Source organism: Raineyella antarctica, assembly GCF_900092135.1.
GTDB classification, from domain to species: domain Bacteria; phylum Actinomycetota; class Actinomycetes; order Propionibacteriales; family Propionibacteriaceae; genus Raineyella; species Raineyella antarctica.
On record NZ_FMYF01000003.1, the window covers coordinates 210,117 to 225,192 of the forward strand.

A 15,076-nucleotide genomic window follows, 5' to 3' on the forward strand; every position below is an offset into this window, starting at 1 on the left:
CTTCCTCTTCGAAGTTGTGCGCTTGGCTCAACGTTAACGGAATGGCGTTGACATTCCAACACAAACGGGCATACTTCTTCTCAGAGGTCACAGCCAAACGGGCAGACCCGGACATTCATCTCGAGGAGGATTCATGTACGCGGAAGAGCGCCGGGCTGCGATCGTCGACGCGGCGCGCAACGCCGGTCGCGTCCGGGTCGCCGACCTCGCTGAGCAGTTCGCGGTGGCACCCGAGACGATACGCCGGGACCTGGACGTGCTGGAAGGGGAGGGTGCCCTACGACGTGTCCATGGCGGGGCCATCCCCCTGGACGGCTTCGAGGCCCACGAGGCCGCCCTCCCCGACCGCGAGGTCGAGAACGCCGAGGCCAAGCGTGCGATCGCCGCAGCCGCCCTCACCTACGTCCCGGCATCCGACGGCACGATCGTCCTCGACGCCGGCTCCACGACGGGGGCGCTGGCCTCCGCCCTGGTCCAGCAGCCCCGCGCGTACAGCGGGCTGTCGGTGGTGACCAACTCGGTCCCCGCCGCCCTCGCCCTCACCGCCGTCGAGCAGCACACCGTGCTGATGCTCGGCGGCACGGTGCGCGCCGTCACCCAGGCCACCGTCGGCCCCACCACCCTGGAGCTCCTGGGCCGGGTCCGGGTAGACGTCGTCTTCCTCGGCACCAACGGCATCTCCGCGGGTTTCGGCCTGACCACGCCTGACGCGGCCGAGGCCGCGGTCAAGCGCGGCATGGTCGCGGTCGCCAGGCGCCGAGTGGTCCTCGCCGACCAGACCAAGTTCGGGCACGACTTCTTCATCAGGTTCGCCGCACTCAAGGACCTCGACGTGCTCATCACCGATGCGAAGCCCACCGGCTCCCTCGCCTCCGCCCTGTCCGACAACGACATCGAAGTAGTGGTCGCATGATCGTCACCTTCACCGCCAACCCGAGCATCGACCGTACGGCCGAGCTCGGCGCCCCGCTCGAACGCGGGAGCGTCAACCGCCTCCGGTCCGTCCACGACGGTCCGGGCGGCAAGGGGATCAATGTCTCCCGGGCCCTGCGCCTGGCCGACGTGCCCACCCTGGCCGTACTGCCCTCACCCGACCGCCACCCGCTGACCGAGGCCCTCGTCGAGGCCGACGTCCCGCACCGGGCGATCCCGGTCACGGCGCGGGTCCGTACCAACATCACCCTGACCGAGGACGACGGCACCACGACCAAGCTGAACGAGCCCGGCGCCCTGCTGGCACCGGAGGCGCTCACCGTGCTGCGCGACGCACTGGTCGAGCACGCCCGGGAGGCACGCTGGGTGGCCCTGTGCGGATCGCTTCCCCCGGGACCGCAGACCGACTGGTACGCCGACCTGGTCGAGGCCCTCCGTGAGACCTCGGCCCTGATCGCCGTCGACACCTCGGACAGCCCGTTGACCGGGCTGGCCGACCGGATGCCGGGCGCGGCCCCCGACCTGCTCAAGCCCAACGCGTACGAGCTGGCCCAGCTCACCGGCGCCGACGGCGACCTGCTGGAGACAGCGGCGGAGGCCGGCGACTTCGGCCCGACCGTCGAGGCGGCCCGCCGCCTGGTGGGGCGCGGGGTGACGTACGTGCTCGCCACGCTCGGTGCCGCCGGCGCCGTCCTGGCCAGCGCCGACGGGGCGTGGACCGCCACCCCGCCGAAGATCGTGCCGATCAGCACGGTCGGGGCGGGCGACTCCTCCCTCGCCGGCTTCCTCCTCGCCCACGTCCGAGGCGACTCCCCCGCCGACTGCCTGCGTACGGCGGTCGCCTACGGCTCCGGCGCCACTGCGCTGCCGGGCACCACCGTTCCCCGTCCCGACCAGATCGACCCCCTCGGCGCCTCCGTCGCCGCCTACACCAACTAGGAAGCAGAATGTCCGATCTCATCACCACCCAGCTGGTGACCCTCGACGCCCAACTCGGCGCCACGAAGGAAGAAGTCATCCGGTCATTGGCGGCGAACGTCGCAGCCGCCGGTCGGTCCACCTCCGCGGACGGCCTGTCAGCCGACGTCCTGGAGCGCGAGGCCAAGGCCGCGACCGGCCTGCCCGGAGGCATCGCCATCCCGCACTGCCGCTCCACCCACATGACCACCGGTTCGCTGGCCTTCGCCCGGCTCCGTCCAGCGGTCGACTTCGGCGACAAGGAGGGGCCGGCCGACCTGGTCTTCCTGATCGCCGCGGCCGAGGGGGAGGGCCAGGCGCACCTCAAGCTGCTCTCCAAGCTCGCCCGGGCCCTGGTCCGCAAGGACTTCGTCGCCTCCCTGCGCGCGGCGCAGACCGAGCAGGAGGTAGTGGACCTGGTCGACGGCGTGATCAACCCGCCGGCCCGCACTGCCCCCGCCGCCGCAGCAGCCGCCACCGGTGCAGCCGCTGCCGGTGCGGCCGTCGCGGCCGGCTCGGCCACCGTCCCTGCCGCCGCCACGGAGGTCCCGGCCGCCGGCCCGCGTCGCCTGGTCGCGGTCACCGCGTGCCCGACGGGCATCGCCCACACCTACATGGCCGCCGACTCCCTCGAGCAGGCGGCCAAGGAGATGGGCTACGACCTGCAGGTCGAGACCCAGGGCTCCTCCAGCTTCACCCCGCTGCCGCAGGAGTACATCGACTCGGCGGACGCGGTGATCTTCGCCACCGACGTCGGCGTACGTGACCGCGACCGGTTCGCCGGCAAGCCGGGCACCGAGTCGGGCGTCAAGGCGGGCATCTCCGACCCCCGGGGCCTGATCACCAAGGCGCTCGCAGCGGCCGACGACCCGCGCGGTCACCGGATCGCCGGTGGCGGCGGTGGCGAGAAGAGCGCCGGGGACACCGGCAACCTGAACTGGGGCAAGCGCATCCAGCAGGCGCTGATGACCGGCGTGTCCTACATGATCCCGTTCGTCGCCGCCGGCGGTCTGCTGATCGCCCTGGGCTTCCTGCTCGGCGGGTACCAGATCGCCCTCGGCACCACGGCCAAGGACATCCTCGCCAACAACTCGCTGAGCAACCTGCCGGCCGGCGGCCTGATGACCTACCTCGGCGTGGTGCTGTTCACCATCGGCGCGTCGGCCTTCGGCTTCCTGGTCCCGGCGTTGTCCGGCTACATCGCGTACGCCCTCGCCGGCCGACCGGGTATCGCTCCCGGCTTCGTCGGCGGCGCCATCGCCGTGGCCCTCAACGCCGGCTTCATCGGCGGTCTGGTCACCGGCCTGGTCGCCGGCCTGGTCGCCATGTGGATCGGCTCGTACAAGGCACCGCGCTGGCTCGCCGGCCTGATGCCGGTCGTGATCATCCCGCTGCTGACCACGCTGGTCACCGGCCTGCTGATGTACCTGCTGCTCGGCCGCCCGCTGGCCGCGCTGATGACCGCCCTGCAGAACTGGCTGACCGGCATGTCGAGCGGCGGCGCGATCGTGCTGGGGATCATCCTCGGCCTGATGATGTGCTTCGACCTGGGTGGCCCCGTCAACAAGTCGGCCTACCTCTTCGCCACCGCCGGCCTGTCCTCGGGCACCACTGCGTCCCTGATGATCATGGCCGCCGTGATGGCCACGGGCATGGTCCCGCCGCTGGCGATGGCCCTGGCCACCACCGTCCGCCCGAAGCTCTTCACCGAGCCCGAGCTCGAGAACGGCCGGGCCGCCTGGCTGCTGGGGGCCTCGTTCATCTCCGAGGGCGCGATCCCGTTCGCCGCGGCCGACCCGCTGCGGGTCATCCCCTCGATGATGGCGGGCGGCGCCCTGACCGGTGCACTCTCGATGGCCTTCCACGTCACCCTGCGGGCTCCCCACGGCGGCATCTTCGTGTTCTTCGCCATCAACCCGATCTGGGGCTTCCTGGTGGCGCTGGTCGCGGGCATGGTGCTCAGTGCGATGATCGTCATCGTCCTCAAGTCCATGACCCGACGCAGCGCCGTCGAGACCGACGCCGCAGTACCCGTCACCGCCTGATCTCCGCCTGACCACGCCCAGTAGACTGACCCAACCAGATTCAAAGGAGAACTCATGCCGTCCACCAACGTCATCGTCGGGTCCGCCGTCGGCCTGCACGCCCGCCCCGCTTCGATCATCGCCGAGGCAGCATCCGAGTACGACGACGAGATCCTGATCTCGCTCGCCGATGACCCGGACGAAGAGCCCGCCGATGCGTCCTCGTCCCTGCTGATCATGGCGCTCGGCGCCGAGAAGGGCCGCGAGGTCATCGTCGAGTCCGAGAACGAGGAGGCGATGCAGAAGATCGCCGACCTGGTCGCTCGCGACCTCGACGCCTGAGCAGCACGCAGCACCGGTAGCAACACGTAGCACGCCGTGCCCCGCTCACCCTCCGGGTGGGCGGGGCACGGCGCTGTCCGACGGTGCTGTCCGAGCCGCGTCAGGCGGGACCGCAGGTGCTGCCAGGGGGCAGGGTGGGGTCCGGGAGCGGCTGCATCGGCGCACCGGCACCGGCATCGGCCGACCAGGGGCCGGAGGCGACCGCGGCGCCCGTGTCGTCCCGGAAGAGTGCCGTGGGGCCGGTGAAGGAGGAGTCCTCCAGCGCGTCATCGGTCGGCGCCTGCGACCCCACCCGGACGCCCGTCCCGGCGGTCGAGGCGGTGGCCAGGGCGGGGACGATCCCGGACCCGGTCACCAGCAGTCCGTGCAGCGGGCCGCCCAGCGGCTCGGTGAGGTGGCGGACCCGGGAGGTGTCGGGGGCGTCACTCGGCAGCGAGAGGTGGACCACGGCCCCGCCCTGGCCGTTCCAGCCCTGGGTGGTGAGCGGTTCGATCCGCTGGCCGGTACGGGTCCGGGCGAGCATCGGCCGGCAGCCGAGGTCGCCACCGGTCAGGGTGTCCGCGGTCACCGCGGTGAGCGGGTCGAGCTGGACGCCGAGGTGCAGGTCGGTCGTGCTGTCGGGACCGGATGCCGCGAGGGTGAGGAGTCCGGCCTGCCAGGTCCCGCCCGGCCAGTGAGCAACCCCTGCGGGGATGTCGGCGGCCTGCTCGCCCCCGTACAGGCGGACCGGGGTGAGCCCGGCCACGGCGACCCGGTAGCTGGTCCGGCCCGAGTCGGACAGGCCACCGTCCGCGGTGCTGCGGTAGGCGTGCTCGACCAGCAGTTCGCCGTCGACCTCGGTGACATCGACCGGGCCGTACGCGGCCGCGACGATACCCAGGTCGAGCGGGCGGTCTCCGTCGTAGCCGAGCAGGTGCCAGCCGGTCGCGGTGGCATCGCCGATCGAGCACTGCAGCCGGACCAGCAGGTACCGGCGGGCCGGAGTACCGAGCCGCACCGTACGGGTCGCGACGACCTGGGCCTTCGAGGCCGTGCCGTCGGCCGGATCCGCGACAGCCGGCTGTCTTCCCCAGGACATCAGGGTGTCCAGCGCCGGCTTCTCCCAGCCGCAGCCGCCCCGGTAGGTGAAGTTGCGGTAGTCGATGTCCCCGATCGCCGGACCGACGGCTGCGGCGTCGGGACGCCCGGCACATCCCGCGACAACGCCACAGACCGCCAGCGCGGTCGCTGCGACCCGCACCGCACCGCGGCGGCGTTGGAGGACATGTTGCATGGCGTCACACTATCCAGCCCGGCAACCGGCGGTGCCGACCCGGTACCGGCGGACCTGATACCGTCGGCGGAGTGTCGAGGACCCTTCATGAGCCTGCGGGTCGCATCCTGGCCCCGGTGAGCCTGACGGCCATCGGGTTGAACGGCAACCTGGCGGGCGCCGCTCGCCTGCGCGACATCAGCATCGAACTCGCCGCGGAGGTGCCGACCGTCGTCATCGCCTCGGAGGAACGCCCGCGCCGCGCCCTGTTGCGCCTGCTCAGCGGGGCCTGCAGCATCACCTCCGGTGAGCTGGTGTTCCGCGAGGGCGACCAGGAGGTCGACCTGGCCCAGACCAGCGCCCTCGACCTGGCGACCGTCCGCAACCGGGGTATCGCCTGCAGCGTGACCGTGCCGGCCCCCCATCCCACCCTGACCTGCGCGCAGGCCGTCGCCGAGCTGGCGCACTGCCCGCTGGAGGAGGCCGAGACCGAGCTGGCCGCGCTGGGACACGGCCACGCGGTGGCGGTGAAGGTCGGCGACACCCGAGGTTCGGACCGCAGCGTGATCCCGATCGCCGCCAGCCTGCTGCACGCTGCCCGGATCATCCTGGTCGACCTGACCAACCACCCCGCCCCCGAGGTCCGCCAGCGCGTCCTCGCCCGTGCGCGACGTGGGGCGGCCGTCCTGATCGTGACCGACGCGCTGTACGACGACCTGCCCAGCACCGCCCGGTCACACCTGCTGACCCCCGACGGCCACCTGGTCTGAGCCGATGGCCACCGAAGCGACCCGGAGCTGGCGGCGCGGGGTGCTGGTAGCCCTCGCGGCCCTGCTGCTCCCGCTGGCCGGGTGCGACGGCGGTTCCGGCACGCTGCTCGCCACCCCGAAGCCGCGGACCCCTCCGCCGGCCACGATGGTGCACATCCAGGACGTCCGGACCGGGATGTGCCTGGACGCCGACCGGCTGCCGGCCGGCGGGCGGATCGCCTACCTGGAGGTGCTGGGCTGCGCCACCGAGCACAACGGCGAGGTCTTCGCCGTCGAGCCGGGCGCGGGCACCCCGGAGGGCATCCCGGACGGCAAGGACTGCTGGGCCGCCTACCAGGGGTACGTGGGGACCGCTCCGGACCGTACGCAGAACCAGATCCGCGCCCTGACCGCCAGCGCCGACGCCCTCGCCGCGGACCGCTCGGCGCCGCTGGTGTGCGTGGCCGTCACGCCATCGGCCACCACGGCCTCGTTGCAGGGCTCCGGTACCTGAGCGGTACCCGGCTCAGTGCTCCAGATGGAGCAGGTTCATCGCATTGACTCCGGTGATCATCTCCTGCACCGGCCCGAACTGGCAGGCCTCCACCACTCCGATCGGATCATCATCGGCGATCGGGGAGGGGAAGTCGCTTCCCATCAGCACGTGGTCGGGGCCGACGAAGTCCACCAGGGCGACCAGCTGCTGGGTGTCGAAGGTGGCCGTGTCGTAGTAGAGCCGGCGCAGCTGGTCCAGCGGCCGCACCGTGTCGTCCTCGCCCTCGAGCCGTTCGGCCCCGCGCTGGATCAGCCCGCGCAGGGCCAGGAGCGCTCCGCCGCCGAAGGCCAGGCACAACGGGACGTCGTGTCGCTCCAGCACTCCCGACCGCAGCAGGCCGGCGGCCGCCAGGGCGAGCTCGACACCGGCCGCCACGGGGCCCGACCACGGCAGGGCCGGCTCGTTCGCGCCACTTGTCCCGGAGACCGGGTGGAGCAGGGTGAAGGCCCGGTACTCGGCGAGGACCGACCACAGCTGGTCGTTCTGCACCTCGGCGAACCCCCGTCCGCCGCCGTGGGTGCCGAGCGCCATCCCGCGCATCCCGAGGTCGACCAGGCAGCGGCGTGCCTCGTCGGCCGCGCTCTCCAGCTCGGCGTGCACGGCGCCCAGCGCGACCAGCCGGTCGGGCGTCTCCCCGACGAAGCGGGCCAGCTCCTCGTTGCCGTACTGGACCAGGTCCCGGACCAGGCCGGTGTCCTGGGAGCCGAAGCCGAGCACGCGGCTGGGCAGCGCCACGGCGTGCACCTCGACGCCCCTGGCATCCATCTGGGCCAGCCGCGTCTCGTGGTCGTACGCCGCGGGCGGGCAGCTCAGCGACGTGGCCTCCGCCAGACCGGTCACCTCGGGGGCGAGCCGGACCGTGCCCTCCGCCAGACCGGACAGGTCCGCGCGTCCCTCCCGCGCCAGCCATTCCAGTAGCGGCATCGGCAGGGCATGGGTGTGCACGTCGACCTGACGCAGCGCCGGGTAGGGACTCATGTCTTCACGTTAGCGCCCACCCGCCGCGTGCACGGGGTTTTCGTCGCTCAGGGGCGCAGCAGCACCTTGATCGCGCGGCGCTCGTCCATCGCCGCGTACGCCTCGGCGACCTGGTCCAGCGGCAGGGTGAGGTCGAAGACCCGCCCGGGGTCGATCGACCCGTCCAGGACCAGCGGGAGCAGCTCGGGCAGGTAGTTGCGGACAGGCGCCATCCCGCCGCGCAGGCCGACGTTGCGGGCGAACATCGTGGCGATGCTCGGGTCGGAGTCGTGCGGGACGCCGACGAAGCCCACCATCGCGCCGGGACGGGCGTGGTCCAGGGCGTCCTTGATCGAGTCGGCGGTGCCGACGCACTCCAGCACGGCGTCGGCGCCGATGCCGCCGGTCAGCTCGCGGACCCGCTCGACCCCGGTCTGGCCGCGCTCGGCGACGATGTCGGTGGCGCCGAGCTCGCGGGCCAGGGCCTGCCGGGGGGCGTTCCGGGAGATCACGATGATCCGTTCGGCACCCTTGACCTTCGCCGCGATGACACCGCACAGGCCGACCGCGCCGTCACCGACCACGACGACAGTCATGCCCGGGCGGACGGCCGCCATCTCCGCCGCGTGCCAGCCAGTGCCCATCACGTCGGACAGGGCCAGGACCGAGGGGACCAGTGCGTCGTCGGGTCGCTCGTCGAGCGCGACCAGGGTGCCGTCGGCCTGAGGGATCCGGATCGCGTCGGCCTGGCAGCCGTCGTACCAGTCCAGGTGGTCGCAGACCGAGGAGAAGCCGGCGTGGCAGTGCGGGCAGGTGCCGTCGCAGGAGTAGAAGGGGCCGACCACGAACTGGCCCGGACGCACGGTGGTGACCGCGTCCCCGACGGACTCGACCACTCCCACGTACTCGTGCCCGATCCGGGCCGGGCGCTTGACCGGGGCGACCCCGCGGTAGCGCCACAGGTCGGAGCCGCACACGCACGCGGCCACCGTACGGATGACGGCGTCCGTCGGCTCCTGGATGACCGGGTCGGGGACCTGCTCGAGGCGGATGTCGTGGGGGCCGTGGATCACAGTTGCTCGCATGGGGGTGATTCTGCACCGCCCGCGACAGGACCGTCACGCCACGTACGGCCCGGCGCAACACGGGCCCGGTCGGCCTAGGCTGGCGGCATGATCTTCATCACCGTCAAGTTCCCCGTCAAGCCCGAGTACGCCGATCGCTGGCCCGAGCTCAGCGCCGCGTTCACAGCGGCCACCCGGGCCGAGCCCGGCAACAAGTGGTTCGACTGGTCCCGCAGCATCGACGACCCGAACGAGTACGTGCTGGTCGAGGCGTTCGACGACGACGCCGCCGGCGCGCACGTGGAGTCGGCCCACTTCACCGCGATGCGCGCGGAGTTCCCGCAGTACCTCACCGCGACCCCACGGATCATCTCGCGCCGGATCGAGGGCGACGACTGGGACGTGATGGGCGAGCTGCAGGTCGGCTGAGGGTCAGCCGACCATCCGGGCCCCTTGGGCGATCAGTGCCGCCGCACCCTGGACACCGAACGTGGTCGTGTTGACGATCAGGTCGAAGTAGTCGGTCCCGCGCGGGTCCCAGCGGTTGAACTGCTGGGACATCTCGGGGCGGATCCGGTCCTCGCGCTCCTGGCGCATCCGGGCGAGTTCCAGGCCGATGCCGTGCTGGGTCGCGGCCCAGGCGATCCGGTCCTCCACCGGCCCCACCAGCTTGACGTGCAGGGTGTGGGCGCGGCCGGCCAGGATCTTGGTCGCGTCATGGCCGAGGATCACGCCGCCCCGGGCAGCCAGGCCGAGGACCAGTTCCCGGTTCTGGGCGATCATCGTCGCTTGGTCCCGGGCCTCCGTGACGTCGGCGCTCTTCGGGACGCTCATGACGTTGTGCCCTGCTCCGACGATGGCGGCCAGGCGATCGAGGATGCCGTGGTTGGCGTCGTCCTCGGCCGCCTGGGCCTCGATGTCCTCGGAGGAGAAGGCCTGGCCGGTCACCGGCAGGCCGAGCTGCTGGGCAACGAGCTGCGCGACCTCTTCCAGCCCGGCCCCGTACTGCTCCCACATGGTGACGACGAGCCCGTTCGGGGTGGACGGCGGTCGGGATGGTGTTGTCATAGGGCAACGCTAGCTCCGCTTCCCCCGCCCCGTCGGGAGTACGCGTGCATCGTTGCCGGACCAGCGCTCGGACCGTTCCGAACGCATCCTCTCCCGGCAATCCTCCATAAGGAGACTTGCATGAGGACGGAAGCTGCCCTAATGTCTTTCCTGCAAGCTTCCGTGACAGGAGTCCCATGTACGCCAGCATCCGCACCCAGCGCCCCGTCGCCGCCCCCGCGTCGATGACGTGTTGCGCCTGTCGGTGCGGCCGAATGCTGTCGCGCTGAGCCCGTCGGACCAGATCCGACCGAGGCATCGGCGCCCTCCCCGTACACCTCCCCTCCACCACGCCTGCATCCCCAGGAGTTCCACCATGCCCTCCCACCTCTCCCTGCGTACGCTGCCGGTCCTCGACCTGGGCAGCACCCACCCCGACACCCTGCGGGCCGCTGCCCGCGACACCGGCGCCTTCCTGCTGGCCGGCCACGGGATCCGCCCCGAGGTCCCCGGCGAGGTCGTCGACCTGGCCCGGTTGTTCTTCGCCCTGCCGACCCACGACAAGGCCGCGGTCGACGCGGCCGGTTCCGAGCAGTTCCGCGGCTGGACCTCCTTCGGCACCGGCCGGGACCTCGGCTGGCGCGAACAGTTCGACATCGGCGCCGAACTACCGGCCGTCAAGCTCCAGGACCGCACCCACCCGGGCGACGCCCTGGTCGGCCCGAACCGCTGGCCGGCCCGGCTACCCGCCCTGCGCGACCGCGCCCTGTGGTTCCAGGACCGGGCCACCGAGGTGGCCCGCGCTGTGCTGCGCCAGCTCGCCGTCGGCCTGGGACAGGACTGCGACGTCTTCGACCGCGCCCTGGCCGGCAGCCCGGCGACCTGGACCACCCTGGCCCGCGACGGCGAGGCGACGGCGGCCGGCTCCGCGGTCCCCGCGCACACCGACGCCGGCATCCTCACGCTGCGCTGGCTCGACGCCCAGTCCACCGGCCTCCAGGTGCTGGCCGACCACCGATGGGTCGATGCGACCGGCCACCCCGACACCTTCCTGGTCACCATCGGCGAGGCCCTCACCGAGGCCACCGACGGCTACCTGCGCGCCGCCCCGCACCGGACACTGCCCGCACAGGCGGAACGGGTCACCCTCACGTACGCCTTCGACGCCCCACTGGACGCCACCGTGCCGCACCTGGACCTGCCGGCCGACCTGGGCAGGGAGTGGGCACAGGCGGCCTGACGCCGTCCGCTGAGCGGCACGGAGACGTCGTCCTTGATACCCCCGGGGGCATTATGGAGGCATGAGTGCAGTCGATGAGTACCTGGCGCAGTTCGAGGACGAGCAGCGCACCCGCCTGATGGAGATGCGCGCCATCGTCCGGGCGGCGGCCCCGCGGGCCCGCGAGACCGGCAGCTCCCGGATGCCCACCCTCCAGCTCAAGGACCGGGACCTGGTGCAGTACGCCGCGTTCGGCCAGCACCTCGCCTTCTACCCGGGCCGGGAGACCCTCGCGGCGTTCGAGGACGACCTGGCCGGCTGGAAGCACTCGGGCAGCTCGGTGCAGTTTCCCCTGGACCAGCCGCTGCCCGCCGAGCTGGTCACCGCGATGACCCGGCACGCCGAGGCGCTGTTGCGGGCCGCGCTCACCGGATAGGCTCGGCGCCACCCGGACGAAGGAGCAGCATGGCCCAGGCACTGCCGCGTCGGGTGGCCATCGTGGGGGCGGGGCCGGCCGGCCTGTTCGCCGCCCAGCACCTGGTCACCCAGCAGGACCTCCCCGTGCTGGTCGACGTGTACGACAGGCTGCCCACGCCCTTCGGCCTGCTCCGCTACGGGGTCGCCCCGGACCACACCAGCATCAGGTCGGTGGCCACGGCGCTGGCCCAGACCTTCGACTCCGACCGGATCCGCTTCCTCGGCCACGTCGAGCTTGGCCTGGACATCACGCACGAGCAACTCGTCGAGGCGTACGACGCGGTCGTGTACGCGGTCGGTGCCGCCGGCGACCTGATGATGAAGGTGCCGGGCGAGGCGCTGCCGGGCAGCGGATCGGCCCGCCAGTTCGTGGCCTGGTACGGCGGCCACCCGGACGCCAACCCGCAGTCCCTGCGCGGCGTACGGTCGGTGGCCTGCATCGGGGTGGGCAACGTGGCGGTCGACGTCGCCCGGATCCTCGCCAAGGAGCCCGAGGAACTGCGCAGCACCGACATGCCGGAGTCCGTGCTGGCCGAGCTCGCCGACTCCGAGATCACCGACATCTGGATCATCGGTCGTCGCGGACCCCAGTTCGCCAGCTACACGACCAAGGAACTGCGCGAACTGCTGGCCACCCCCGGCCTGGAGGTGGTGGTCGAGCCTGGCGCCTTCGACGGGCTGGACGACGTGGCCGGCCTCGACCGGCGTACCCGGGCGAACATCGAGGCCCTGCGGGCCGTCGCCGAGCGGCCGCCGCGGCCGGTGGGTTCCCCGGCTCCGCGCGGCCGGCTGCACTTCCTGTTCTGGCACCGCCCGGTCGCCCTGCTGGGGGAGCACCGGGTCGAGCGGCTGGCCCTGGAGCGTACGACCCTGGACGCCGACGACCGGGTGGTCCCGACCGGCGAGCAGCGGACGATCCCCGCCGACCTGGTGCTGCGCGCGATCGGCTACCGCGGCATGGCCCTGCCCGGGGTGCCCTTCGACGCCGACCGCGGCGTGGTGCCGAACGAGCATGGGCGCGTCCTCGGCCCCGACGGGCTCCCGCTGCCCGGGGAGTACGTCACCGGCTGGATCAAGCGCGGACCGATCGGGGTGATCGGCACCAACAAGTCCGATGCCGCCGAGACCGTGGCCCAGTTGCTCGCCGACCTACCCGGTCTCCCCCGCCACGACGTCGACCCGCTGGAGCGGCTGCGGCTGGAGGGGATCCGGCCCACGTCGTTCGAGGACTGGCTGGCGATCGACGCCGCCGAGATCGAGCGGGGCGCGGAGACCGGCCGTCCCCGGGTGAAGATCGAGGCCTGGCACGAGCTGATGCGGCTGTGCAACGAGGAGCGGGCAGGCCGGACGTGAGCGGACCCGGGAGCAGCACCCCTCGGTGCGCTCCCGGGCCCGCCCCCCGGTTCTGCCGGACTACTTCTTCGGGTACTTCGCGCGGTAGGCGGCGACGATCTGGTCGACGGCCCCGTCCAGCGAGACCTTGCCGGTGTCCACGATCAGGTCGTAGCGGGTCGGGTCGGAGGGATCCCAGGACATCAGTCGCTCGGACATCTCGGTGCGCATCCGGTCCTCGCGCGCCAGGCGCTCGGCGGCCACCTCACGGCTGATGTTGAACTCCTGGGCTGCCTGCTGCGCACGGAAGTCTTCGGGACCGACGAGTCGGACGTGCAGGGCACCCTCGGTGTCACCCAGGATCACCGTCGCGTCGCGACCGGTGATCACGCCGCCACCCGCGGCCATCGCGGCGACCTCGGAGATGTTCTGGCTGACCAGTTCGGCGTCGAGGGCGTTGTCCTCGGCGTTGGCCCGGTCACTGTCGGTCTCGGTACGGGCGAAGGAGTGCAGGAAGCGGATGACGTTGCTGTCCTGCTCGGCCCGTGCGGTGGCGGCCATCTCGGCGGCCTCCAGGTCCTGCGAGCTGAAGCGGGTGCCGACGTACGACACGCCGAGGCGCTCGGCGACCTTGGTGCCCACGTACGTGGCGCCGGCACCGTACTGCTCATTGAGGGTGACCAGCGGACGGCCGGCGACCAGGGCGCCGGTGGCGCGCTTGGCGCGGCGCTCGGTCAGCTCGGAGATGATCTCCTTGTGCTTCTCCGCCTTCAGCGGGTAGAAGAAGATGATCAGCGCGGCCACCAGGCTGAGGGCCGCCGGGATCCAGCCGGCCGAGAGCCGGATGCCCTGCAGGGCCTCGGCCGACTGCGTCGGGGCCTTGGGGACGTAGGCGAAGGCCGAGAGGATGCCACCGGCGACGAAGCCGCCGATGCCCTGGCCCACCTTGCGGGAGAAGGAGAGGATCGAGTAGGCGCCGCCCTCGGAGCGCACGTTGGTCTTCCACTCGCCGTAGTCGACGGTGTCGGCCTGCATCGAGAAGATCATCGCGTTGGTGCCGCCGCTGCCCATGCCGTACACGAAGAAGCCGACCAGGGCCCAGATCTTGATCTGGCCGGTGGGCGCGAGTGCCAGGATGGCGTACGCCACCATGGTGATCAGGGCGACCAGCAGGTAGCCGTTGCGCTTGCCCATCTTGCGGGTGATCGCGGGGGCGAAGCCGGCGACCAGTACGGTGCCGAGCGTCGAGGCGATCATCATGAAGATGAAGAAGCTGGCACCGCCCACGACGTAGCGGGCGTAGTACATCTGGACGGCCATCAGGGTGAACATGCCGGTCAGGGTGAAGATGGCTGCGAGGCAGAGGACCAGCAGCGGGGAGTTCTTGCCGACCATCTTGAAGGTGGTCGCCAGCGTCGGCCGCTCCGCGCTCGGCGGGATGACCTCCTTGGTGCCGCGGAAGCACAGGTAGTACAGCGTGATCGCGACCAGCGCCAGGACGATCGTGGTGATGGTGAACTTCAGCCGGATGCCGTCGGCGGTGGTGTCCTTGAACTGGGGGGACAGCACGATGGCGAGGATGACGCCGGTGAGCGACGAGGCGATCGCCCGGGCGCCGGAGAGGCGGGACCGGTCGATCGGGTCCTGGGTCATCGCCGCGGACAGCGAGCCGTAGGGGATGTTCACGAACGAGTAGGCGAGCTGGAAGAACGCGTCGAACAGGAAGACCCACACGACGGCGGCGGTGCCGCTGAGGCCTGCCGGGACGCTGAACAGGCCGACCAGGGCGATGGCGAGCGGGAGGCTGCCGAACATCACCCACGGGCGCAGGCGCCCGAAGCGGGTCTGCTTGCGGCCGACGGTGTTGCCGGCGACCAGGTCGGACACGCCGGCCCAGATCTTGGTGATGCCGTAGATGGTGCCGGCCACGCCGGCGGAGATGCCGGCGATCTCGGTGAGGTAGGCCATCAGGAACAGTGACGTCATCATGAACGCCACGTTGTTGGCCACGTCGCCGAGGGCGTACGAGATCACGCGCCCGCCCGACATCTGCTCGGACTGGACACTTGCTTTCTGTGGTGCGGGTGCACTCATTCGAGGTTCCTTTCCTGCCGCAGGGGTCACCGTCGGCCCCCCGTCCGGGACCCCCTGTGCGCGGTGCGCCGCC

General features: G+C 71.7%; 15 protein-coding genes. 10 read left to right on the forward strand and 5 right to left on the reverse strand.

The annotated features are described in order from the left end of the window. Positions 1-133 precede the first annotated feature (133 nt). The 4 genes from GA0111570_RS05825 to GA0111570_RS05840 are packed head-to-tail and all read left to right on the forward strand — an operon-like array spanning position 134 to position 4,256. Complete coding sequence (locus GA0111570_RS05825; protein ID WP_092607712.1) at positions 134-913, forward strand: DeoR/GlpR family DNA-binding transcription regulator; 780 nt, start codon at positions 134-136, stop codon at positions 911-913. Further along, positions 910-1,872 (forward strand): 1-phosphofructokinase family hexose kinase, encoded by a 963-nt coding sequence (locus tag GA0111570_RS05830; protein ID WP_092607715.1) that lies wholly within the window; start codon positions 910-912, stop codon positions 1,870-1,872. Before GA0111570_RS05825 ends, GA0111570_RS05830 begins: the two co-directional genes overlap by 4 nt. A gap of 8 nt (positions 1,873-1,880) precedes the next feature. Next, positions 1,881-3,935: a PTS fructose transporter subunit IIABC gene (locus GA0111570_RS05835; protein WP_092607718.1), complete on the forward strand. Its 2,055-nt coding sequence runs from the start codon at positions 1,881-1,883 to the stop codon at positions 3,933-3,935. Between the two features lie 54 nt (positions 3,936-3,989). Continuing rightward, the gene (locus GA0111570_RS05840; RefSeq protein ID WP_092607721.1) at positions 3,990-4,256 is read left to right on the forward strand and encodes an HPr family phosphocarrier protein; all 267 of its coding nucleotides are present in this window, start codon (positions 3,990-3,992) and stop codon (positions 4,254-4,256) included. Between the two features lie 100 nt (positions 4,257-4,356). Here the strand turns inward: GA0111570_RS05840 and GA0111570_RS05845 are convergent, their stop codons facing one another. Then, positions 4,357-5,529 (reverse strand): hypothetical protein, encoded by a 1,173-nt coding sequence (locus GA0111570_RS05845; RefSeq protein ID WP_092607724.1) that lies wholly within the window; start codon positions 5,527-5,529, stop codon positions 4,357-4,359. Positions 5,530-5,645: 116 nt separating this feature from the next. Here GA0111570_RS05845 and GA0111570_RS05850 point away from each other — a divergent pair, with 116 nt between their 5' ends. Both GA0111570_RS05850 and GA0111570_RS05855 read left to right on the forward strand, forming a co-directional pair. Next, a complete protein-coding gene (locus GA0111570_RS05850) occupies positions 5,646-6,278 on the forward strand; it encodes a hypothetical protein (RefSeq protein WP_092607727.1) in 633 nt (210 codons plus the stop codon). 4 nt (positions 6,279-6,282) lie between these two features. Beyond that, positions 6,283-6,771 (forward strand): hypothetical protein, encoded by a 489-nt coding sequence (locus tag GA0111570_RS05855; protein WP_092607730.1) that lies wholly within the window; start codon positions 6,283-6,285, stop codon positions 6,769-6,771. Between the two features lie 12 nt (positions 6,772-6,783). On the opposite strand, the gene GA0111570_RS05860 is transcribed toward GA0111570_RS05855, so the two are convergent. Together GA0111570_RS05860 and GA0111570_RS05865 are read right to left on the reverse strand one after the other, a co-directional pair. Continuing rightward, complete coding sequence (locus GA0111570_RS05860) at positions 6,784-7,791, reverse strand: amidohydrolase family protein (protein ID WP_092607733.1); 1,008 nt, start codon at positions 7,789-7,791, stop codon at positions 6,784-6,786. Positions 7,792-7,838: 47 nt separating this feature from the next. Next, the gene (locus GA0111570_RS05865) at positions 7,839-8,855 is read right to left on the reverse strand and encodes a zinc-dependent alcohol dehydrogenase family protein (RefSeq protein WP_092607736.1); all 1,017 of its coding nucleotides are present in this window, start codon (positions 8,853-8,855) and stop codon (positions 7,839-7,841) included. An 87-nt stretch (positions 8,856-8,942) separates the two neighbouring features. Here GA0111570_RS05865 and GA0111570_RS05870 point away from each other — a divergent pair, with 87 nt between their 5' ends. Beyond that, a complete protein-coding gene (locus GA0111570_RS05870; protein ID WP_092607739.1) occupies positions 8,943-9,263 on the forward strand; it encodes a putative quinol monooxygenase in 321 nt (106 codons plus the stop codon). A gap of 3 nt (positions 9,264-9,266) precedes the next feature. On the opposite strand, the gene GA0111570_RS05875 is transcribed toward GA0111570_RS05870, so the two are convergent. Then, the gene (locus GA0111570_RS05875; protein ID WP_092607742.1) at positions 9,267-9,902 is read right to left on the reverse strand and encodes a cytidylate kinase-like family protein; all 636 of its coding nucleotides are present in this window, start codon (positions 9,900-9,902) and stop codon (positions 9,267-9,269) included. A gap of 355 nt (positions 9,903-10,257) precedes the next feature. Between GA0111570_RS05875 and GA0111570_RS05880 the strand changes: the two genes are divergently transcribed. From GA0111570_RS05880 to GA0111570_RS05890, 3 genes are all read left to right on the forward strand, one after another. Beyond that, a complete protein-coding gene (locus GA0111570_RS05880; protein ID WP_092607745.1) occupies positions 10,258-11,121 on the forward strand; it encodes a 2-oxoglutarate and iron-dependent oxygenase domain-containing protein in 864 nt (287 codons plus the stop codon). Between the two features lie 61 nt (positions 11,122-11,182). Continuing rightward, complete coding sequence (locus tag GA0111570_RS05885) at positions 11,183-11,536, forward strand: iron chaperone (RefSeq protein WP_092607748.1); 354 nt, start codon at positions 11,183-11,185, stop codon at positions 11,534-11,536. Positions 11,537-11,565: 29 nt separating this feature from the next. Beyond that, positions 11,566-12,930: an FAD-dependent oxidoreductase gene (locus GA0111570_RS05890; protein WP_092607752.1), complete on the forward strand. Its 1,365-nt coding sequence runs from the start codon at positions 11,566-11,568 to the stop codon at positions 12,928-12,930. A gap of 60 nt (positions 12,931-12,990) precedes the next feature. Here the strand turns inward: GA0111570_RS05890 and GA0111570_RS05895 are convergent, their stop codons facing one another. Next, positions 12,991-15,003, reverse strand: coding sequence for a cytidylate kinase family protein (locus tag GA0111570_RS05895; protein ID WP_217634037.1), 2,013 nt, complete (start codon positions 15,001-15,003; stop codon positions 12,991-12,993). Positions 15,004-15,076 lie beyond the last annotated feature (73 nt).